This window comes from Staphylococcus intermedius NCTC 11048, from assembly GCF_002902385.1.
In the GTDB taxonomy this organism is placed as follows: Bacteria; Bacillota; Bacilli; order Staphylococcales; family Staphylococcaceae; genus Staphylococcus; species Staphylococcus intermedius.
In genome coordinates this window covers 11,711-33,613 of the sequence record NZ_PPQH01000039.1, presented here as the reverse complement: position 1 = coordinate 33,613, position 21,903 = coordinate 11,711, and the positions used below count along the sequence as shown (strand labels likewise).

The 21,903-nt window shown below is 38.8% G+C and carries 17 protein-coding genes; 1 reads left to right on the top strand and 16 read right to left on the bottom strand.

All coding sequences use genetic code 11. From position 1 onward, the window contains the following. Window positions 1-170 precede the first annotated feature (170 nt). The 13 genes from CD138_RS08725 to CD138_RS08665 all read right to left on the bottom strand — a co-directional run bounded on the left by CD138_RS08725 (window position 171) and on the right by CD138_RS08665 (window position 16,967). On the bottom strand, window positions 171-1,199 hold the full coding sequence (locus CD138_RS08725; RefSeq protein ID WP_019167785.1) for a S66 family peptidase: 1,029 nt from the start codon (window positions 1,197-1,199) through the stop codon (window positions 171-173). Window positions 1,200-1,226: 27 nt separating this feature from the next. Further along, window positions 1,227-1,760 (bottom strand): glycerol-3-phosphate responsive antiterminator, encoded by a 534-nt coding sequence (locus CD138_RS08720; RefSeq protein WP_019167786.1) that lies wholly within the window; start codon window positions 1,758-1,760, stop codon window positions 1,227-1,229. Window positions 1,761-1,783: 23 nt separating this feature from the next. Continuing rightward, window positions 1,784-3,730 carry a DNA mismatch repair endonuclease MutL gene (mutL, locus tag CD138_RS08715; RefSeq protein WP_019167787.1) on the bottom strand — a complete coding sequence of 649 codons (1,947 nt, stop codon included), beginning with the start codon at window positions 3,728-3,730 and terminating at the stop codon, window positions 1,784-1,786. A gap of 14 nt (window positions 3,731-3,744) precedes the next feature. Then, window positions 3,745-6,342 carry a DNA mismatch repair protein MutS gene (gene mutS / locus CD138_RS08710; protein WP_019167788.1) on the bottom strand — a complete coding sequence of 866 codons (2,598 nt, stop codon included), beginning with the start codon at window positions 6,340-6,342 and terminating at the stop codon, window positions 3,745-3,747. A 1,038-nt stretch (window positions 6,343-7,380) separates the two neighbouring features. Further along, a complete protein-coding gene (gene thiW, locus CD138_RS08705; RefSeq protein WP_019167789.1) occupies window positions 7,381-7,890 on the bottom strand; it encodes an energy coupling factor transporter S component ThiW in 510 nt (169 codons plus the stop codon). A gap of 54 nt (window positions 7,891-7,944) precedes the next feature. Further along, window positions 7,945-8,322 (bottom strand): YlbF/YmcA family competence regulator, encoded by a 378-nt coding sequence (locus CD138_RS08700; protein ID WP_019167790.1) that lies wholly within the window; start codon window positions 8,320-8,322, stop codon window positions 7,945-7,947. Then, window positions 8,323-9,873: a tRNA (N6-isopentenyl adenosine(37)-C2)-methylthiotransferase MiaB gene (gene miaB / locus CD138_RS08695; protein WP_019167791.1), complete on the bottom strand. Its 1,551-nt coding sequence runs from the start codon at window positions 9,871-9,873 to the stop codon at window positions 8,323-8,325. A 103-nt stretch (window positions 9,874-9,976) separates the two neighbouring features. After that, the gene (locus CD138_RS08690; protein ID WP_019167792.1) at window positions 9,977-10,276 is read right to left on the bottom strand and encodes a thiamine-binding protein; all 300 of its coding nucleotides are present in this window, start codon (window positions 10,274-10,276) and stop codon (window positions 9,977-9,979) included. A 251-nt stretch (window positions 10,277-10,527) separates the two neighbouring features. Further along, window positions 10,528-11,394 carry a 2-oxoacid:ferredoxin oxidoreductase subunit beta gene (locus tag CD138_RS08685; protein ID WP_019167793.1) on the bottom strand — a complete coding sequence of 289 codons (867 nt, stop codon included), beginning with the start codon at window positions 11,392-11,394 and terminating at the stop codon, window positions 10,528-10,530. After that, a complete protein-coding gene (locus CD138_RS08680; protein ID WP_019167794.1) occupies window positions 11,395-13,155 on the bottom strand; it encodes a 2-oxoacid:acceptor oxidoreductase subunit alpha in 1,761 nt (586 codons plus the stop codon). Window positions 13,156-13,307: 152 nt separating this feature from the next. Next, a complete protein-coding gene (locus CD138_RS08675) occupies window positions 13,308-14,102 on the bottom strand; it encodes a TIGR00282 family metallophosphoesterase (RefSeq protein WP_019167795.1) in 795 nt (264 codons plus the stop codon). Between the two features lie 323 nt (window positions 14,103-14,425). Continuing rightward, complete coding sequence (locus CD138_RS08670; RefSeq protein ID WP_019167796.1) at window positions 14,426-16,603, bottom strand: heavy metal translocating P-type ATPase; 2,178 nt, start codon at window positions 16,601-16,603, stop codon at window positions 14,426-14,428. Further along, window positions 16,587-16,967, bottom strand: coding sequence for an ArsR/SmtB family transcription factor (locus tag CD138_RS08665; RefSeq protein WP_019167797.1), 381 nt, complete (start codon window positions 16,965-16,967; stop codon window positions 16,587-16,589). The genes CD138_RS08670 and CD138_RS08665 overlap by 17 nt, the downstream gene beginning before the upstream one ends. Before the next feature lie 197 nt (window positions 16,968-17,164). Between CD138_RS08665 and CD138_RS08660 the strand changes: the two genes are divergently transcribed. Beyond that, window positions 17,165-17,383 (top strand): hypothetical protein, encoded by a 219-nt coding sequence (locus CD138_RS08660; protein WP_096559755.1) that lies wholly within the window; start codon window positions 17,165-17,167, stop codon window positions 17,381-17,383. 192 nt (window positions 17,384-17,575) lie between these two features. Here CD138_RS08660 and rny read toward each other — a convergent pair whose 3' ends face one another. The 3 genes from rny to CD138_RS08645 form a co-directional block, all read right to left on the bottom strand. After that, the gene (gene rny, locus CD138_RS08655; RefSeq protein WP_019167799.1) at window positions 17,576-19,135 is read right to left on the bottom strand and encodes a ribonuclease Y; all 1,560 of its coding nucleotides are present in this window, start codon (window positions 19,133-19,135) and stop codon (window positions 17,576-17,578) included. Between the two features lie 225 nt (window positions 19,136-19,360). Further along, entirely contained in the window at window positions 19,361-20,404 is a 1,044-nt protein-coding gene (gene recA, locus CD138_RS08650; protein WP_019167800.1) for a recombinase RecA, read from the bottom strand. Window positions 20,405-20,542: 138 nt separating this feature from the next. Further along, on the bottom strand, window positions 20,543-21,718 hold the full coding sequence (locus tag CD138_RS08645) for a CinA family nicotinamide mononucleotide deamidase-related protein (RefSeq protein WP_019167801.1): 1,176 nt from the start codon (window positions 21,716-21,718) through the stop codon (window positions 20,543-20,545). Between the last annotated feature and the right edge of the window lie 185 nt (window positions 21,719-21,903).

Sequence of the window (21,903 nt, the reverse complement as noted above, 5' to 3'; positions counted from 1 at the left end):
CTCCTAGACTCTAGCTAAATATCAACTTGAGATAATATTACAATGGCGTGAAAGCGTTGTCAATATTTTAGCGCTTATAAATAAATTTCATCAATAATTTTTATCTGATAATAACAAACTCCAGAAATTATTGACAATTTCGACATTTTAAAATGACAACGATTGAGAATTTAGTCTACTATGGCAGCTTCGCCAATACTAAAAGTCAACGCATCTGCTGACAGTGTGGCTTGAACGCCATACGGTAATGTACATTTCGGTTCGTTATGACCAAAGCTGGCATTGCCTAGAACAGGTATTGTTTCTTGATGAAACTCAGCTAAAATGAGGCGTAGTTTGTCATGATACGCATCTTGATGGACACCATTTTGAGGGCGTCCAAAAAGAATACCCGCAACGACATCGTAAATGCCCATTAAGCCAAACGCTCGTAAAGTTTCTTCAAAGCTCATAGGGTCCACTTGGACTTCCGATGTTTCCAAAAACAAAATTTTATCTTTGAAATGTGCTAAATCTGGAAAATACGGCGTGCCTCTCAATTTATCTAACGATTCGAAACATCCACCGATGAGCTGACCTTCAACTGTACCTCGTCCACTAATGTGCATGTAGTCACCGTTTGGAATCTTTTCACGAGCCATATGACGCTTGTCTTCATCCCAACGCAAACCGTGTACACGTACCTCGTCTGAAGTTGAAATAGCCCCAATCGGTTGTGCCTCGCCAATCGCTGAAAATAGGTGATCTACCGTATATGTATCCAGTGCGACATTTTCAGCAAAATCTGTTAGTAATGCCGGTCCATAAAACGATGTGATACCCAACTTGTACATATGTAAATGAAGTGGCGAAATATCGGAATAACCGATAAAAATTTTAGGATGTTGTCGTAGCACTTCATCGTCTAAAAATGGAATAATACGAACAGATTCATAGCCCCCAATCGTACATAAAATGGCTTGTACGTCTGGATCTGCAAACGCCGCTGTGAGGATTTCAGCCCGTTCTTTAGGGTGCGTGAAATTCCATTCGATGCCATTTAAGCTATTGTCCATCACTTTGACACGATAACCCAGTGCTTCAATACGCTCGATTCCTTGTTGTGTCCGCCAACGAATATGAGGTTCTCCCGCTAATCCTGACGACGGTGAAACGATTGCAATCGTATCGCCTTGTTTCAATTTTGTTGCTTTAATCATTAAATCTCCCCCTTGTTTAACGTCACACTACCATAAAGATTTATCACTTGTTGTAATGTATGCCGCACCACTCTTCATCGCGCGGTCAATTTCTTCGGGTGTGTTAATTAAGCCACCTGCAATGACAGGCGTTCCTGTTTTTTGATGAATTTCTTGAATCACTTTATCCGCAATGCCAGGCAATACTTCCACATAATCTGGTTCTATCCGTTGAATGAGTTCAATACTGCGTTCTAAAGCATGGCTGTCAATAATAAAGACACGAAATATCGTCACAACCCCTAATGCTTTTGCCTTTTTAATGACTTTAGTTTTCGTCGACACAATACCACGTGGACGATACGTTTGAATAATATATTCACAAGCATATTCGTCATGACTCATGCCTTTTATTAAATCAATATGCATAAATGGCTTAAGCTGATATTGGCCGATGAGTTTCATAATGCCATTCAAATGACCGATATGCGTATCTAATAAAACACATGTTTCATAATCTGTCTTTAATAACTTTTCCAAATCTTTCGTTGATCGTATCGCCGGTAAAATATGGGGCTTCATCCTATTTCCCTCCAATTAACAACTTATTGAATTCGTTTAAACAAGCGCTCTAATTCATAATTCGTAAAATTAATAATAACCGGTCTCCCATGTGGACAGGTGAACGGATCTTCCATTTCTCGTAACTGATTGATTAAGTCTGCCATTTCATTCGTTTTAAGGTAATGGTTCGCTTTAATCGACCTTTTACAGCTCATCATAATGGCCGCTTCTTCACGAAACTTCGCAATGTCTACCTTTTTATGACGAATCACATACTCAATCATGTCTTTAATCATCTCTTCTACGTTTTCTTGCGGGAACCATACCGGATAGCTGTCAACAATATAATCGTGACCGCCAAAAGGTTCTAAAAAGATGCCTGCCTCTCGTAACTGGTCAAGATGTTGTTCGATAATCAGTTGTTCATCTTTTGAAAAATTAAAGGTCAATGGAATGAGTAAACTTTGATTTTCATTATTCACTTCACCAATTTTGTCACGATAGTACTCATACTTAATCCGCTCTTGAGCCGCATGTTGATCAATCAAAAACATCCCTTCATCATTTTGCGCGATAATATACGTACCATGGACTTGTCCAACAACCTCCATGTATGGGACACGGCGCTGTGGTTTCTGCGTTCGCTGTGCGTGCATTTGCGGCTGTGTATGAGTCATTTCTGTTAATTCGTCGCTACTATCAGTTGTCTCTCTATGATTGTTTACAGATGCGGTATCCAACATATCATTTAACAATGCACGTTGGCGCATCGCATAATCATCGCTCTGGTCTGTACTAGATGATGGCGCTGTTTGAGATGTTTCAGGCTTATCTGTCGTCTCACTGTATGGCACTGAAGGTTCATCAATTGGCATATCCGTATGCGATGACTTCTCTGATGAATGTTTTTGTTGTTGATCGAATGCCATTTTTTGTTGTTCAAATTGTTCTAGCACTTTTTTCGGTTCATATTTTGACTTTAAATCATTTTTTGGAATGAGCAATTGATCTTTAAAGGCTTCTCTAATTTTTTCAACAATCAAGTCAAACAACTGATCTTCTTTTGACAAACGTACTTCTAATTTTGTTGGATGCACATTGACATCAACTAAAATCGGATCCATTTCAATATTCAAATACACAATCGGATAACGGCCGATCATCATGAGCGTATGGTAGCCTTCTTGAACCGCTTTATTTAATAAGAAATTTTTAATATAACGGCCATTAATAAACAATGAAATATAGTGACGATTGCTCCTTGAATGTTCTGGTTTCGCGACATAGCCTGTTAAATGATAGTCACTTGTGTCTCCTTCAATACGAATTAAATCACGTGCAACTTTCATACCATATATTTCTGCCATCACTTCATTGGTACGTCCTGAACCATTCGTCTGTAAAATTTCCTTGCCGTCATTCGACAAGGAAATACGAATGTGCGGATGACTCATCGCCATACGGTTCACAATATCTGTAATTTTACCGAGTTCTGTATATAAACTTTTAATATATTTCAAACGTGCGGGTGTATTATAAAATAACGCATCTACACGAATATCTGTCCCTTTTCGTGCTTTCGCTGGTTTTTCTGAAATGATTTCGCCTTCTTCAGCATACACTTCATAGCCCGCCACACCATCCGTCGACGTTTGTAGTGTCACCTTTGCGACAGAAGCAATACTTGCTAATGCTTCACCACGAAAACCTAACGTGCGGATATGGAACAGGTCGTCATCTTGTACTAACTTACTCGTCGCATGTCGGTGAAATACAAGCGCTAAATCATCTTGTAAAATACCTGAACCATTATCGACTACACGTATAGAAGCAACGCCTGATTCTAGTACTTCAATATTAATTTCAGTCGCACCTGCATCAATACTGTTTTCTAACAACTCTTTCACAACAGAACTTGGCCGTTCGACCACTTCACCGGCTGCAATTTTATTCGCTAATGAGGTGTGTAACGTTTTAATTTTACCCATAAGCTCTTCACCTTCTATTGTAATCTATTTTGAAGCTCGCTTAATTTCAATAATGCTTCTATCGGTGTCATTTGAGAAATATTCATTTGCTTAATCTCAAGTTCGATTTCACTTGCTTCCGCTTCAGATGTAAACAAATCAAACGTTGGCTGTTCAAATTGTGGCGTATTTTCTGCCACCGTCGACACAGTCTCACGTGTTGGACTGTCTGAATTCTGGTCTACTGTTGATGTGTACGTCACTTGCGCTTTTTCATGAGCTTCAAAAGTATCCAAAATCACTTGTGCTCGTGCAATGACTGATTCAGGAAGGTCTGCCAATTGTGCAACTTGGATACCGTAACTATTCGCCACCGCACCATCTTTCACTTTATGCAAGAAAATGAGTTCTCCTTGATATTCATCCGCCGCCACATGCACATTTTTCAAACTCGGTAAATGTTGTTCGAGCTCTGTTAATTCATGATAGTGGGTTGAAAATAAGGTCTTTGCCTGTGACGTTTCTGCAACATATTCAATCATTGCCTGTGCTAGCGCTAAACCGTCATATGTTGAAGTCCCACGTCCAATTTCATCAAATATAATTAAACTGTCAGCCGTCGCATATTTTAAAGCTTTTTGCGCTTCTAACATTTCGACCATGAACGTACTTTTACCTGATACTAAATCATCCGCTGCACCAATACGCGTGAAAATTTGATCAAAAATCGGTAACGTTGCGGACTGACACGGAACGAAAGCGCCCATCTGTGCCATAATACTGATGATCGCAACTTGGCGCATATACGTGGATTTACCTGACATATTAGGTCCAGTAATTAAATAAATAAACTGTTCTTGATTCAATAAACAATCATTCGGCACATAATCATTATAATCCATCACTCGTTCAACAACAGGATGGCGTGAATCGACTAAGTTTAACGTTTTATCTTTACTAAATTGTGGTCGCACATAATTATACTGTTGCGCAATTTCTGCAAAACTTTGCAAACAGTCAATTTCTGAAATAATTTTAGCTTGTTGTTGCAAACGCTCAATATACGTTTTCACCTGTTCACGTAACGCGACAAACAATTGATACTCCAATTCGATTGCTTTATCTTGCGCTCCGAGAATAATGGCCTCTTTTTCTTTTAATTCATCTGTAATGAAACGTTCTGCATTGGATAACGTTTGTTTACGTTCATAACCAAATGCACTCGGGTCAAATTGCGATAAATTGGCTCTTGTAATTTCGATATAATAGCCAAATACTTTATTGAAACTAATTTTTAACGATTTAATCCCTGTACGTTCGCGTTCTTGTGCTTGCAATTGCGCCAACCACTGTTTCCCATTTTTCGAAGCATCTAAATACTGATCTAACTCCTCGTTAAATCCAGGCTTAAACAATCCGCCTTCTTTCACTGAGAGTGGTGGCTCATCGACAAGACTGTCCGACAACACTTGCAATAAGTCATCGAGGGGTTCTAAAGCATTAAAGTGTGCAATCGCTTCATGTTCAATCGATTGTAATAATGCTTTGATCGCCGGAATTTGCGCAATCGAATGTTTGAGTTGCACTAAATCTTTCGCATTGACGTTCCCAAAACTGACACGTCCAACGAGTCTTTCAATGTCATAAACTTCCGTTAAATACTCACGTAACGTATCACGCTCAATGAAATATTGTAAAAACTGATCCACTGCATCATGACGCTTTGCAATTTCTGATTGTTGTATTAATGGGCGATCGATCCACTGTTTCAATCTTCTTGCGCCCATGGGTGTTTTCGTCTTATCCATTAACCATAATAATGTGCCTTTTTTAGATTTAAGACGAATACTTTCTGTTAATTCAAGATTACGTTTGGCATAGTAATCCATTTTCATATAATCCAGCGCTTGATATTGAATAGCTTCTTCAATGTGTGACATATCTCTTTTTTGCGTATCATAAATATAATCTAACACAATTTGAACAGCTTGATGCATTAACGGGTGTGACAAACCATTTGCATCATAATTTTCGTCTGACACTTTTTCAACGACTGTGATCGTTTCTGTAATCATATTCAATTGGCGTTGTAAAGCATCTGATAAAGGTTCAGTCACGACAATTTCGTTTGGACGGATCGTTGTAATCTCATTAATTAACGTACTCTCATCTTCAAAATGTGTCACTTTTAATTCCCCAGTAGACACATCACAATAGCTTAATGCATAACCATCCGACTTTACAAAACTTAAAATATAGTTGTTTTGTGTATCATCGACGCCACCTTTTTCCATGACTGTACCTGGCGTAATGACACGCACGACCTCGCGCTTGACCATGCCTTTCACTTGTCGCGGATCTTCCATTTGCTCACAAATTGCGACTTTATAGCCATTCTGGATTAACGTTTCAATATAACTATCTGCAGAATGGTAAGGGACGCCCGCCATGGGTATCGGATTTGCTTTTTTAGCATCACGTTTCGTCAACGTAATTTCAAGTACCCGCGACGCCGTAATCGCATCATCATAAAACATCTCATAAAAATCACCAAGTCTAAAAAACAGTAAAGCATCTTGATGTTGTGCTTTAATACTCAAGTATTGCTTCATCATTGGCGTGACATTTGACATATATTTCTCACAATCCTTTTATTTGAGTTTATGTATAACTAATCGTGCTCCAAAAAGCACCTCACCTATGTATGTATCTAAAACTACGATTTCAAACCACGCATTTCGTCAAATGACAATTGCCGGCCTTTTATGTATCTCTTATAACTGTACGACGAAACCTTTGTGACACATGAAATTTCTGTACTACTCCCAAAAATTCAATTTGGCTTCTTTCAAATTCACATTTCAATCAAGTCAAATTGAGTTGAGGATCAACCCCCTAGGAAAGCAAGTATCTTTGAGCACCTTTTTCTTTCGTACTCCTCATAAAACACGCTCAGACTTTAACTTAACATTTGATTGGTGAAATCATCTCAGTTTGCAAGAACTTTCCGAGACTTCTGAGGGATGTATTTGAAAACAAATAACGTCTTTTAATTTTTATAGTGGCCCCTGTTTAACGCAGTAGCTGTCTGACTTCTCAATGCTTTTTCTTTTGAGAAGTCTAGTCAGCCTTGCGGGGGCAGTACGACGAAATCTTTGTTATACATGAGATTTCTGTACTGCTCCCGAAAATCCACCAACGATTCAACTACCCATGCAACAGGTCAATCAAAGCATTGGTTAGTTGTAGTGGTCAGCCCCAAGGAACGCGAGTATGATTGAGCACCTTTTTCTTTCGTACTCCTCATAAAAACACGCTTAGACTTTAACTTAACATTTGATTGGTGAAATCATCTCAGTTTGCAAGAACTTTCCGAGACTCCTGAGGGATTAAGGTGGCTCCGAAAATCCAATTTGGCTTCTATCATATGTTTACTTCAATCAAGCCAAATTTAGTTGAGGAGATCACCCCCTAGGAAAGCGATGGAAAGTTTAGCAAACTGAATGATTAGTAGACTGCATGATTACAAACCAAAAACAACCTTCCAAATAAAATTAAGCATGAAAGGCTGAGAGTATAAACACGTTGTTTAATCCCCCAGCCCCTCATCAATGATGTGTGCGACTTCTTAGTCAATTCAACCCTAACACACTGCTTTCATCGTTCAATTGTTATTTTCGATACTTTCGGTTTAAATCTAAATGCTTCAAGACGCCACGACGTTTCAATAAAATGAGCAGCACATAACTGACAGATGCACCGATTAGGCTTGAAACGGTAAACGCGGCCATCAAAGGTTTAATTAAAAAGTGATCCACATTTAAAATCCAAGCAAGTGGAATACAGACTAAACTCCCAATAATCCCTGTGCCAATCACTTCACCAATTGCTGCCACAAATAGGTGTCGATTCACATAGTAAAATAAACTTCCGAGTAAGACACCAATCATACTTCCTGGAAAGGCAAACGGTGTCCCTGTACCAAACATGACGCGTATGCTAGATGATAAAAATGCTTGTGCGAGTCCATACCATGGTCCAAGAATTACGACGCTGAGTACATTCACGAAATGTTGTACAGGTGCTGCTTTTATTGCCCCTAATGGTATGACGATCACTGTACTTAAAACCACATTAACTGCAATAAAAAGAGCAGTCAGTGTGAGTTTACGTGTATTCAAACTTATCACTCTCCGACAGAACTGAGGGCAATTTAACTATTGGATCTATATCAATCATTCGTCTGTTTGCTCAACCTCAGCCTCGATGTTTTCTTGTTCAATTCTAGACGATAAAGTCCCAATCACAAGATGTAACAGTTCGTTTGCTTCTTGTTGTGCTGCCTTAAACTCATTCACAATTGGGATTTCATCGATTTTTGATTGTATTTCTTCAATTTTTTCTTCAGAACGCGCAAATGCAACAGGTTTATCGTAATTTTGTAGATTGACGGATTGCTTTTGATTTCGCTTTAAGTCTGCCATATATTGCGAAATTTGCTCATTTTGATGAATTTGCGTTTCGATACGTTGATAATGTTGTATCGTTTCTAATGATTGAATGGATGCACTTAACTTTTGAGCCGCTTCCAAAATCATGTCACGTGAATACATCTACACAGTCACCATCATCGGTTCACTTACACCAATAAATTCACCATTCAATGAATATTGTTTCGCTTCAACAATTTTCACATCTACAATTTTACCAATCACAGATTTCGGCGCACGGAAGTTAACTAATTTGTTCTTTTCTGTATAACCTGCCAAGACTTCATCATCTTTCTTACTTGCCCCTTCACATAATACGCGAACAGTTTCGCCCTCATATGCTTTTAAGGCACGTGAAGAATATTCACCTACAAGACGATTTAAACGCTGTAAACGTTCTTTCTTCACTTCAGTTGGCACGTTGTCTTTCATTTTAGCCGCTGGTGTACCGTCACGTTGCGAGTAAAGGTACGTATACGCATGTTCGAAACCAACTTCTTCATATAATGAGAGCGTCTCTTCAAATTGTTCTTCCGTTTCATTTGGGTAACCTACAATGATATCTGTCGTTAATGCAACATCTGGCATTGCGGCTTTAATACGTGCGACGAGATCTAGATAGTTTTCACGTGTATATTTACGCCCCATAATTTTCAATACTTGGTCATTACCGGACTGAACTGGTAAATGAATATGCGGTACGATGTTTCCACCTTCAGCAATCACTTCAATCATGCGATCTGTAAAGTCCCATGGATGGCTTGTTGTGAAACGCACACGTGGAATATCAATTTTTGAAATGTCTGCCATTAAATCGCCCAAACCATATTCAATGTCTTCTAAGTCTTTACCGTATGAATTCACGTTTTGACCGAGTAACGTAATTTCTTGATAACCTTGTCGCGCTAAGTCACGCACTTCTTCAATAATATCCTCTGGGCGACGACTACGCTCTTTACCACGTGTAAATGGCACAATACAATATGTACAAAACTTGTCGCAACCATACATAATATTCACCCATGCTTTAATACGGCCTTGACGCACTTTAGGTAAGTTCTCAATGACATCGCCTTCTTTAGACCATACTTCCACGACCATCGCTTTAGATAAATAAGCTTCTTCTAAAATTTGTGGTAAACGGTGAATGTTATGTGTACCAAAAATCATGTCGACATTTTGGTATGATTTTAAAATTTTATTTACTACTGATTCTTCTTGAGACATACATCCACAAACGCCAATTAAGCAATCTGGGCGCTCTTGCTTAATATGCTTTAAGTTCCCAATCTCGCCAAACACCTTATTTTCAGCGTTTTCACGAATCGCACATGTATTTAATAAAATGACATCTGCGGTATTCACATCTTCAGTCGGCGTATAACCTAAAGCTGTTAAAATCCCCGCCATGACCTCTGTATCATGCGCATTCATTTGACAACCATATGTTTTAATTAAAAATGTACGACCTTTCCCCATACCGCGATACTTTTCATCAATTTGAAAATCACGGTTATATTGCACTGCTTCTTTCCCACGTTTTTTCGCATCTTTTAAACTTGGTGGTTGATAAACGTGTTCAAAATTAAAATATTTACTGTAATCTTTTTCTTCTTTACTGTCACGTTGCGCTAAGACATCAATCGTTCCAGCTTTTCTTTGTTCTTCATTCACATGCAAAACCCTTTCTGCCCATATATCATTAGTTCATTATATTAAAAATCTAGGGAAAGTGCAAAATGATATCTTCCAAATTTAATTGAAGTTGTGCAATTGTTTAAGCCATTTCATCATACTTACCTGTTAGCGTTTCAATACTGATGCCTTCAGTCACATGATAAAACTTCACTTGGCTAATTATGCTTGGTGATTCAAGTTCGACCATACGTTCATTCATTTTTTGAATTAAGATGAGCAAACTACTCATATCCCCTTCGATTGTTGTCTCTAAAGGTCCTACACGGTAGTTCAAACCTGAATCATCTATCACTTTGATCGCTTCATCTACAAAAGGGATGACATCTTCGCCATGCGGTGTTTGCGGAATAATTTGAATGCTCATTAATGTATCTATCATAGTTAAAACCTCCTTCATACATTGATTATGACTTTCTTATGATAACGGCGCAAAAATAACGCCTTTTTAATAATCGCTTGATATTTCTAACGTTAGAATTGACGTGATCGCATCCAATTGTACAAATGATGATACCAATTTTGTCGGTTGACTTGGCGCCCAATTCAATAAACCTTTGCTTTGTTGGTATGACTGTAAAAAAATGGGATTGAAGTTTTATCTCGACTTCAATCCCATTTCTCAATGTGCCATTAGACAAATTGTTTTGTGAATGACTCAAATTGTTCTTCGCTTAAATTCAAGTCTTGATGTGCTAATGGTGTTTCTGCTAATGCATCAATTTGCGACTCATATGAAGGTGTGGTTGTATCTTGGTACACAATCCCTTTCACTAATGAATCGTGTTCAAGTACAGTTTGTAACGCCGCTTGTTTGTTGCTGACGTCATAATTTTCAATATCATCAATTGCTGTTAAGTTTTCTTTAAACCAGTCATACGTATTGATTTTATTGTATGTGACACATGGTGAAAAGACATTGACGAATGAAAAGCCATCATGATTGATTGCATCTTCAATCATTTTTGTGAGTGCTTTAATGTCACTAGAAAAACCTTGCGCAACGAATGTCGCCCCTGAAGACAATGCCAACTCTAAAGGCGCAACGTTTTGTTCGATATTTCCTTTAGGTGTCGTTTTAGTTACAAATCCAGGCGCTGATGATGGTGATGTTTGCCCTTTTGTCAGTCCATAAATTTGGTTATCCATCACGATGTAAGTAATGTTCATGTTTCGGCGTAACGCATGAATTGTATGGCCCATACCGATTGCATAACCATCGCCGTCACCACCAGAAGCGATGACTGTCAGATCACGGTTCGCCATTTTCACACCTTGTGCAAGTGGTAATGCACGACCATGAATGGAATGGACACCGTATGAATTCACGTAACCTGAAAGACGTCCTGAACAACCAATTCCTGTAATTAATGCCACTTCATCAGGTTCTAAACCAACGTTTGCGGCTGCTTTTTGGATAGCGGCTTGTACTGAGAAGTCACCACAGCCTGGACACCAATTGGGTTTCACATTATTTCTAAAATCTTTAAATGTAGCCAATTACACTCTCTCCTTTAATGCATTCAAAATTTCTAAACCTTTAGTTTCAATTTCGTGCGGTAAAAATGGCGTGCCGTCATATTTGGTTTGTTTGACGAGTTTGTCACCTAAGTTCACGTTCATTTTAATGATATTTGCCAATTGACCTTGATAGTTATGTTCAACAACGACCACTTTTTGCGCTTTATTGACAGCGTCTTGAATCACTTCTGTTGGAAATGGATGTAATTGTCGAATTTGTAAATGGTTGATTTTATGTCCTTGTTGTTCTAAACGTGATGTTCCTTCTTGAATTGCACCTTTAGTTGAAATAAATCCAAGGTATAAAATATCTGCATCCTCATGTTCCACTGTACCTTCTACTGGTTCTGGAATCACTAAATTTTCTGTCTTACGCATCCGCTTATCCATTTGATTTTGACGGTTTTCCGCCGCTTCACTTGGTTTACCTTCTTCGTTATGTTCCACACCCGTTACGTGATGAATACCGCCTTTGACACCTGGAATTGGACGTGGCGATACGCCTGATTCTGTAACCGCATAACGTTTGAAGTAGTCTTTGTCGTCTTCATCTCTTTCAATATCTTCAGTAATTGTAGCACCACGACGAATTTCAATTTTCGAATAATCGAGAGCTTTCACCGTTTGCTTACCTAATGATAATTGTAAATCACTTAATAAAATGACTGGACATTGATATTCTTCAGCTAAGTTAAATGCTTCTACTGTTAGATAAAACGCGTCCTCAGCATCTGTTGGCGCAAGGACAATTTTAGGAATGTCTCCGTGTGTGCCGTAAATCATTTGCATTAAGTCTGACTGTTCTTGTTTCGTCGGCAAGCCTGTTGATGGACCACCACGTTGCGTATTAATGACAACAAATGGTGTCTCGGTCATACCTGATAATCCGATTGCTTCCATCATCAAAGATAAGCCAGGACCTGCTGACGCTGTGAAAGCACGGACACCACCGTAGTTTGCACCAATCGCCATCGTTGCAGCAGCGATCTCGTCTTCTGTTTGAATCACTGTACCGCCGACTTTCGGTAGATTATCAATCATGTACTCCATGACTTCAGAAGCTGGTGTGATCGGATACGCCGCCATAAATCTTGAACCCCCAGAAATGGCACCTAAACCAATAGCATCGTTCCCAATCATGTATAAATGAGGGACGCCACTACTTTCTTCAAGTTCGAAATCGCCATCCACTTCACTGAGTTGTTCTTGCATTAAACGATAGCCTTCATTTAAAGCTTGAATATTTAAATTAACTACTTTCTCGCCTTTTTTCTCGAACATATTCGTAATTAAGGATTCGAAAGTCTCTGTATTCAAGTGCATGAGTGCGGATGTCGCACCAATCGCTACCATGTTTTTCATCAAAGTCGTACCTAATTCTTTTGCTACCTCTGTAAATGGTAGGACAATGAGTTGCGCCTTACAATCTTCAGGATTCTCTGGTTTTGCCTTACTATCCGCTAAAATGACGCTATCTTCACGCATTTCATGATGGTTCAACACAATCGTTTCTTGGTCGAATGCTACCAGAATATCTAAATCATCACTAATGGCATGCACAGGTGTTGTCGAAACACGGATTTTATTATTAGTATGGCCACCTTTAATACGACTTGAAAAATGACGATAGCCGTATAAATAATAGCCTTTGCGGTTCATAGCAGTAGCGAAAATTTCACCCGTTGATTCGATCCCTTCGCCTTGCTGACCTCCCACTTTCCATGATAATTGAGATTTCATAGATTTAGCCTCCTACACGTTTAAATTCACTCAATATTTTATCAAAATAACCCACTATTTGCTCTACAAAATAGTGGGTTTGAAAAAAATTCATACTAATGGCGGATAGTGATACATCACAATTTAGCCATTTTTTGAATATATTTAATTCATTATGCTTCAAATGGATGATCTTCATTAATTAAAATACGTTCAATTTTTTTCGCTGCACCATCTTCTTTCAAATCGATGATGACACCTGACAATACACTGCGCCCTTCATCCGGTACAACATGACGTTGTGGGAGGCTCGTAATAAAACGTTTAATGACTTCATCGCGGTTAATCCCTAATATCCCGTCGTAATAGCCTGTCATCCCAACATCAGTAATATAGGCCGTTCCATTTGGCAAAATGCGGTTATCTGACGTTTGAATATGGGTATGTGTGCCCACTACCGCACTGACACGGCCATCGAGATACCAAGCCATTGCATTTTTTTCTGAAGTTGTCTCAGCATGAAAATCGACAAAAATGTAATCTGCCTCTTTTTCCGCTTCTGCAATCAACTGGTCTGCTTTTTTAAAGGGATCATCAATCATCGGCATAAAACTTCGCCCTTGCAAGTTGATGACTGCCAATTTTTTAGCGTTAAGTTGAAGGATGCGCATTCCAACACCTGGCGCTTCATCCGGGAAATTCGCTGGTCTTACTAAACGTGTCGCATCCTGGATAAAATCATAAATTTCACGTTGTCCATAGGTATGGTTACCCATTGTCATAAAATCGACACCTTCACGTAACAACTGCTTATATATTTTTTCAGTTAACCCTTTGCCATGCGCTGCGTTTTCCGCATTCACAATCGTTAACGTAGGACGATAATGTTGTTTCAGTTTCGGCAACAGCTCTGAAATTGTTTGACGACCGACCTTGCCAACAATATCACCTATAAATAAAATCCTCATATTTTTCGTCCTCTCTAATCACCCCTATTTCTATTTGACATCTTTTTAAATAGAAACCTTTTTATTGGGGGTTACAAAAACAATCTAAAAGGGACGTTTCACCAACATTTCGTCATGTGACGTCCCTTATTTATCGTCATGATCAAACGCATTACATAACGATTTGACATGTATGTTGACACGTTTTATTGTACCGTTCTCACCATCGATGTCAACGTATGCGAGCAAAATTGTCATCTCAAATGTGCTTAAATGCTGACATAAAAATGATCCTCGGCTAACTTAACACGATTTTGAAGATGACATTCGCTCATATAGTTGCATTACTCACGCGACATTCCTTCTGTATCACTCGCTTTAACATACAATAAACGAATCGCATTTAAAGCGACAATCAACGTTGCACCCATGTCAGAAAACACTGCAATCCACAATGTTAACCAGCCTGGAATCACAAGTAACAACGCCACCAATTTAATCAGAATAGCGAACGTGATATTCGCCTTAATGATACGCATCGTTTTCTGACTCAAACGGTACGTAAAAGGTAGTTTCGACATATCGTCACTCAGTAGCGCAATATCTGCGGTTTCAAGTGCAGTATCTGTACTTGCACCACCCATCGCAATACCAACTGATGCACTCGCCAATGCAGGGGCATCATTCACGCCATCACCGACCATGGCAACAGTACCGTATTGCTGTTTGAGCTGTTCCATTTGATTTAATTTATCCACTGGCATCAAATCCGCTTTAACATCCGTTATATTGAGTTTTTGAGCAATCGCATGGGCTGTTTTTGAATTGTCGCCAGTTAACATCACTGTATGTTGAATGCCAAGTTCACGGAGGGCTTTGATCGCTTTTTGAGACTGTTCACGCACAGCATCACGCATCGCTATCAACATGCATAACGTACCGTCCACAGAAACAAGTATAACCGTGTGCCCTTGTTCTTGTAATTGCTGAATTTGCGTTGAAATAGCAGGTTGGGTCAATTGAAACATTTGTGGTTGCCCAATAATGAATTGACGCCCTTCAATGTTTGCAGTGACACCTTGACCTGTTTGTGAATGAAAATCCGTCACTTCATAATGTTCAAAATGATGTTGTTGGGTTTGTGCATATCGAACAATTGCCCGTGCAAGCGGATGATCCGAACGACTTTCAATTGCTGCAATTTGTCCAATCAAATCGGAGTCTACACCCGCATTTGTTAAAGTCTGAACAGTCGTCACTTCCGGTTGACCCATCGTTAGAGTTCCAGTTTTATCAAAGGCGACTGCCCGGATTCGACTCATTTGTTCAAGGTGAATGCCTCCTTTAATGAGCACACCATTTTTTGCAGCATTACCAATACTCGATACGATAGAAATCGGAGTGGCTATGACTAACGCGCAAGGACAGCCTACAACGAGAACGGCTAAACCTTGATACACCCACGTTAAAAAGGATTGACCTAAGATAAAAGGTGGCACCAACGCAACGAGTAACGCGATGATCATAATGGCAGGCGTATAATAACGTGCAAATTTTTCAATAAACGCTTGTGCTGGCGCTTGGTTCACTTGTGCTTCTTCAACGAGTTGAATCATTTTGGCTAATGTTGTATGTGCTGCGGTTTTCGTGACGCGCACTTCAAGGACGCCATCTTCATTCAATGTACCTGCATATACTTCGGCATCTTCCACCTTTTCCACTGGCATGGACTCACCTGTAATAGCAGCTTCGTTAACTGCAGCGCGACCTGCAACGACCACACCATCTAACGCAATTTTTTGTCCTGGCTTGATATATAATATTTCGTCGATAGCAATGTCATCTACGGGGACTTTTACATGTTGACCTGCACGTATCACTGTTGCTTCATCTGGCGCGATATCCATTAAAGATTGCATCGACTGACGTGCTTTATCCATAGAAAATGTTTCGAGTGCTTCACTGATCGCAAATAAAATGACAACCGCTGCCACTTCACCCCATTGACCAATGAGCGCACCACCTATGACCGCAATCGTCATCAAAGTATGCATATCGAATTCAAGGTGTACTAAATTTTTCACACCACGAATGAGCAAACCGCTTCCACTTAATACAATCGAACAAGCGAAGAGTAACATGGTCATCACATGATTTTCCCCACTCATGAAATGTGAAGTATAACCCAAGGCCATCAACAATGTCGCTACACAAACCGCTTGATGTGCACTATAAAATTGTTTAGCTTTATCCAACCAAGTTGCCGGTTGTGTCGTATTACTTTGTTCAGTCTTTGATACATCCCTTTGACGCTCATCCAACGTCAGCTTTAAGTTCTCAAAAGCACCTGCACCTTCTAACTCTTCAACTGAAGGATTGCCCGTCACATAAATTTTTGAAGCACCAAAATTCACTTGTGCCGCTTCAACTGAGGCTAACCTTTGCACATTTCTCTCAAATTTTCCGGCACAATTTGCGCATGATAGACCTTCAATTTTGTATGTTTTACGACTTTGAATCATCTTCATCCACTTCTTTCTTATGTTCAATAGAAATCATCATCAATTGTCGAATATGTTCATCATACAAACGATAAAATGCGCGCTTCCCCGATTTTCGGTAAGTTACAATACCGTTTTTATAGAGTGACCTTAAATGGTGAGATGCATTTGCTACGGTAATATTTAAAATTTCCGCAATGTCACAAACACACAATTCGTCATGATGACAAAGTGCGAACACAATTTTGGAACGATTCGTGTCGGCTATACTTTTAAACATTTGACTGACCAGCTCAATATTCGATGCAGCAATCTCGGCTTTTGATTGTTGCACAGCTTCAACATCAATACTAAACGTATCACAAGTTGCAATTTTTTGAGTCATTACATCTCAATTCCTTTTATATATTATTTTTATATTAAAATTATAACGTCTTTTGGCATCATATTCAAGTGTTTGCTTGAATGAAAAATTATGATTAATTGACAGTGAAGAGGGTAATGCAAATTTAGGAAGGCTTATGGTGCAAATCATTCATAAGTCATGTTTAAAACAAAAAACTAGGAGCTGTTTATTAATTTATGTCAATTCATATTGATCCAGAAAAATTTGCAGAACTTGTAGTCAGTGCGAATCCGTCAAAAAAGGAGGAGCCTGAAGAAATAGCGAAAGAAAGCATTGATTTGTATATCCATGCCTATCGTTTAGCAGAACGTTACACGAATATTTCTTCAAATTGCTATGATACCGCAAGCGCATTGGAGGAATTGAAAGAGACTGAATTAAATCTTTCTAGATAAAACATCGAAATGATTAAAATCGTTCTTATTGGTACTAACAGCTTGATTTCTGCGGGATATTTTCAACTTTATCACGCAAGTGTCTTGTATGTAAGCACGTGAATCAATTTGAACAATTTTTTACACAATATAAAAAAGCAAGTTTCTTTATACCCTTTAATAAAGAAACTTGCTTTTCGTTTTCATACGCAATTATTTCGCATATTCAATTGCTCTCGTCTCACGAACGACTGTCACTTTGATATGACCCGGATATTGCAGTTCACCTTCAATTTGATTTTTAATATCTCGCGCTAAACGGTGAGATTTTAAGTCATCTATCGTCTCAGGTTCTACAATCACACGAATTTCTCGACCTGCTTGAATTGCAAAGGCCTTTTCAACACCTTCATAATTCTCAGAGATTTCTTCTAAACGCTCTAAACGCTTAATATAGTTCTCTAATGTTTCTTTTCTTGCCCCTGGTCTTGCAGCAGATAATGCATCGGCTGCAGCAACTAAAATTGAGATGATAGAGGTTGGCTCCACATCACCATGATGAGAATGTATCGCATTAATCACTGTTTCAGGTTCGCCATATTTTTTAGCTAACTCTACACCGATTTCTACGTGACTGCCTTCCACTTCATGGTCAATCGCCTTACCAATATCATGTAATAAACCTGCACGTTTCGCTAATGTCACATCTTCATTCAGTTCTGCAGCAAGCATCCCTGAAAGGTGCGCAACTTCAATAGAATGTTTCAATACATTTTGTCCGTAACTTGTACGATAATGCATACGACCTAATATTTTAATTAAATCTGGATGCATATTATGAACATTCAATTCGAAAGTTGCATGTTCACCAGCGTCACGAATAATTTCGTCAACCTCACGTCTTGATTTTTCAACCATATCTTCTATGCGTCCAGGATGAATACGCCCATCTGACACGAGATTAATTAATGCTGTTTTCGCAATTTCTCGTCGAATCGGATCAAAACCTGATAAAATAACAGCTTCTGGCGTATCATCAATAATTAAATCAATACCTGTAAGTGTTTCTAGCGTACGAATGTTACGACCTTCACGACCGATAATTCGTCCTTTCATTTCATCATTAGGCAAGTTTACAACTGAAACTGTTGATTCAGAAGTATGATCTGCAGCAAAACGTTGCACAACTGTTGCGAGCAACTCTTTAGCATTTTGGTTTACTTTTTCTTTTGCTTCATTTTCTTTTTCTTTAACAAGTACTGCAATATCTTGTGACAACTCATCTTCTACACGTGATAATTGTTCTTTACGTGCTTCTTCTTGTGTGAGACCGGAGATGCGTTCTAGTTCTTGTTCGTGCTTCATTATTATTGATTGAACACTACTCTCTTTTGCATCTACTTGTTGTTGTCTTTCTTCAATTTTAGATTCTTTTTGCTCTAAAATCTCATCTTTCTTGTCGAGAAGATCAGATTTACGCTCCAAGTTTTCCTCTTTTTGAAGAAGTCGGGATTCTTGCCTTTGAAGCTCAGTACGTCGTTCTCTAAGTTCGTTTTCAGCACGTTCTCGGAGAATTTGATTTTCTTCCTTCGCTTCGATTAATTTCTCTTTTTTAAGGTTTTCTGCTTCTTTGTTTGCTTGTTCAAGAATATCTTTCGCAGTTTGTTTAGCTTGCAACTGCTTTTGGTAAATCAAGTTTTGGGCGATAAAATACCCTACAACAACTCCTAGAATGATACCCAGCAAAATGAGTAAGAGGCTTAATAAATTCACACAAACACCTCCTTTTTCTAGGATTTCGTTCTGTATGTTAATCAATCTATATGATTATATGGATAAAATAAGAATCATACAAGTTCAATTGTACGTTTTGAACAACGAAAAATCAAGGTTTCTGTTGCGATAACAAATAAAAAGCGATCGGTACAGAATGGATAAATCCTGCACACATCGCTTTTTTATTGAATCAATTTCTTTTTAGCTGTATGTTATCTAACATTATTCATCAAAAAGTGTTTGTGTTTCTTCTTGTTCAGGTTCTTCAACATCACCATCATAAATGCCAAGCTTTTCTCGCAATTTGCGATCAATTTCATCCTCAAGTTGAGGGTTTTCAAGTAAGAATTGTTTGACATTCTCTTTACCTTGACCCATACGTTCACCATTATATGAATACCAAGCACCTGATTTATCTACAATGTCGTATTGCACACCTAAATCAATTAATTCGCCTTCACGTGAAATCCCTTTACCATACATGATATCCACTTCTGCTACTTTGAATGGTGGTGCAACTTTATTTTTAACAACTTTAATTTTAGTACGGTTACCTACAATATCTTGACCTTGTTTCAATTGTTCCGCACGACGGACTTCTAAACGTACTGAACTGTAGAATTTCAGTGCACGGCCGCCTGGCGTTGTTTCAGGGTTACCGAACATAACCCCTACTTTTTCACGAATTTGGTTAATAAAGATTGCTGTCGTTTTTGATTTTGAAATGGCTGCTGAAAGTTTACGCAATGCTTGAGACATTAACCGCGCTTGTAAACCAACGTGCGTATCTCCCATTTCACCTTCAATCTCAGCTTTAGGTGTCAATGCTGCAACTGAGTCGATAATAATAATATCCACTGCACCACTTCTGACAAAGGCCTCTGCAATTTCAAGTCCTTGCTCCCCGTGGTCTGGTTGTGAAAGGTATAAGTTATCTATATCTACACCTAATACTTGGGCGTATACTGGATCGAGTGCGTGTTCGGCATCAATGAATGCAGCAACCCCACCATTTTTTTGCACCTCAGCAATGGCATGTAAAGCGACTGTTGTTTTACCAGAACTTTCGGGGCCATAAACTTCGATGATACGACCTTTAGGATAGCCGCCAACTCCTAATGCATGGTCTAGCGTTACCGAACCACTTGAAACACTTGAAACACGGCGATCTTTATTCTCGCCCAATTTCATTACGGCACCTTTACCAAATGATTTTTCCATGTTTTTAATTACTGTATCTAGCGCTTTTTGACGTTCATTATCCAATTTAGGACCCCCTACTTGATCGAAATTTCCTTTTAATTTAATTCTACTATACATGGTATTAAATCAAATTACAAGTGTTTTGCGAATGTTTGTTCGTTATTTTTGAAGTGCAGTTTCACCAAAACAGAACGCATGTACTTATATTTTGTCAATAATAGAAGGATTATCGAGATGTTTTAGCCAATTTAACCACGTAATTAAAATATAATTTTGACTTCTGTCACGTTGTAAATGTCTCATTTGGGCCATTTGAAACGTTTTAATGTGGAACGTATCGCCATTCAATAATCCAATATAAACGGTGTTATTTTTTGAGAGCAGACTGATGGATTGCTCACTCTCATAAAGCGCTTGAACAAAATACGCTGCTGTATAAAGCTGACCTTTTATAGAAAGAGCGTCATCTATAAATTGAGGGTGATGTAACATATACCCTTTTAGTAAATGTTTGGTATCTTCTTGTTTCAAACGTGCATGTAATAAGCCATCTGTCACTTGATCATACACTGCAAATGTTTGTCGTTGCAATGCTAACACGGCCCGTTCTGGTGTCATGTCATCTGAACCATAATAATACAACCCGATGCGCTTCAATATCTCTTCTTTAATCGGTGCAATGCGCTGCTTCGTCATTTCTGTATTTTCTCCACTTGCTGTCAGTCGAATGGTCACTTCATGCGTACCAGCTAACGGCGCAATCGTTGGATTTGACTGCGCATCAATCAAGTCCATAAGTTCTGTTTCAACTTGAGATTCACCCATACCACTAAAACGTAATACTTCTGATTCAATTGTTTGACCACCTTGTGAGAAATACGGCATCAATTCATTCACGACCATAGGCTGAAGTTCTTTAGGAGGCCCCGGCAACATCACGATATGTCGATTGTCGTGTTGAACATAAATACCAGGTGCCATACCGACTTTATTCGCCAAAACTTCAGCCCCTTCAATCACTAGCGCTTGTTGTTTATTGTTCGGTGTCATCACTTTACCATGTTGTTTGAAATAGTGTTCAATATAATCCATCGCTTCTTGGTTCATAACAAGCTTTTGATTTAAAACATCTGCTACGGTTTGTTTCGTTAAATCATCTTTCGTCGGACCAAGTCCCCCTGTAAATACGAGCACATCGTATTGTTGTAAAGCACGTCTTGTCACATTTTCAAGTCGTTGTGCATTATCCCCAACGACAATATGTTCCAATACATGATGCCCCGCTTCGTTAAATTTTTGCGATACAAATTGTGCATTCGTATTCACAATTTGGCCTAATAGCAGTTCTGATCCCACTGCGATAATACATACTTTCATGTTTTCGTCCCCTATCTATCATTCACGTTGATTGAAGTGTTCTCTCTTATTTTATCCTAGAAGATGACAATATAAAAAAGATAAAGTTCATCCAATCAATTACTGTAATCATTTTATCAAACATCAGATTTGTCCCCAAAACCAATAAAAATGACTAGGATACTGACCCTAGCCATTCAAGTTTG

Excerpts from the sequence above, each read along its gene's own strand:
- CD138_RS08725 (WP_019167785.1), bottom strand. The coding sequence starts at position 1,199 with ATGATTAAAGCAACAAAATTGAAACAAGGCGATACGATTGCAATCGTT.
- CD138_RS08720 (WP_019167786.1), bottom strand. The coding sequence starts at position 1,760 with ATGAAGCCCCATATTTTACCGGCGATACGATCAACGAAAGATTTGGAA.
- mutL (WP_019167787.1), bottom strand. The coding sequence starts at position 3,730 with ATGGGTAAAATTAAAACGTTACACACCTCATTAGCGAATAAAATTGCA.
- mutS (WP_019167788.1), bottom strand. The coding sequence starts at position 6,342 with ATGTCAAATGTCACGCCAATGATGAAGCAATACTTGAGTATTAAAGCA.
- CD138_RS08700 (WP_019167790.1), bottom strand. The coding sequence starts at position 8,322 with ATGTATTCACGTGACATGATTTTGGAAGCGGCTCAAAAGTTAAGTGCA.
- CD138_RS08690 (WP_019167792.1), bottom strand. The coding sequence starts at position 10,276 with ATGATAGATACATTAATGAGCATTCAAATTATTCCGCAAACACCGCAT.
- CD138_RS08680 (WP_019167794.1), bottom strand. The coding sequence starts at position 13,155 with ATGAAATCTCAATTATCATGGAAAGTGGGAGGTCAGCAAGGCGAAGGG.
- CD138_RS08675 (WP_019167795.1), bottom strand. The coding sequence starts at position 14,102 with ATGAGGATTTTATTTATAGGTGATATTGTTGGCAAGGTCGGTCGTCAA.
- CD138_RS08670 (WP_019167796.1), bottom strand. The coding sequence starts at position 16,603 with ATGATTCAAAGTCGTAAAACATACAAAATTGAAGGTCTATCATGCGCA.
- CD138_RS08665 (WP_019167797.1), bottom strand. The coding sequence starts at position 16,967 with ATGACTCAAAAAATTGCAACTTGTGATACGTTTAGTATTGATGTTGAA.
- CD138_RS08660 (WP_096559755.1), top strand. The coding sequence starts at position 17,165 with ATGTCAATTCATATTGATCCAGAAAAATTTGCAGAACTTGTAGTCAGT.
- CD138_RS08645 (WP_019167801.1), bottom strand. The coding sequence starts at position 21,718 with ATGAAAGTATGTATTATCGCAGTGGGATCAGAACTGCTATTAGGCCAA.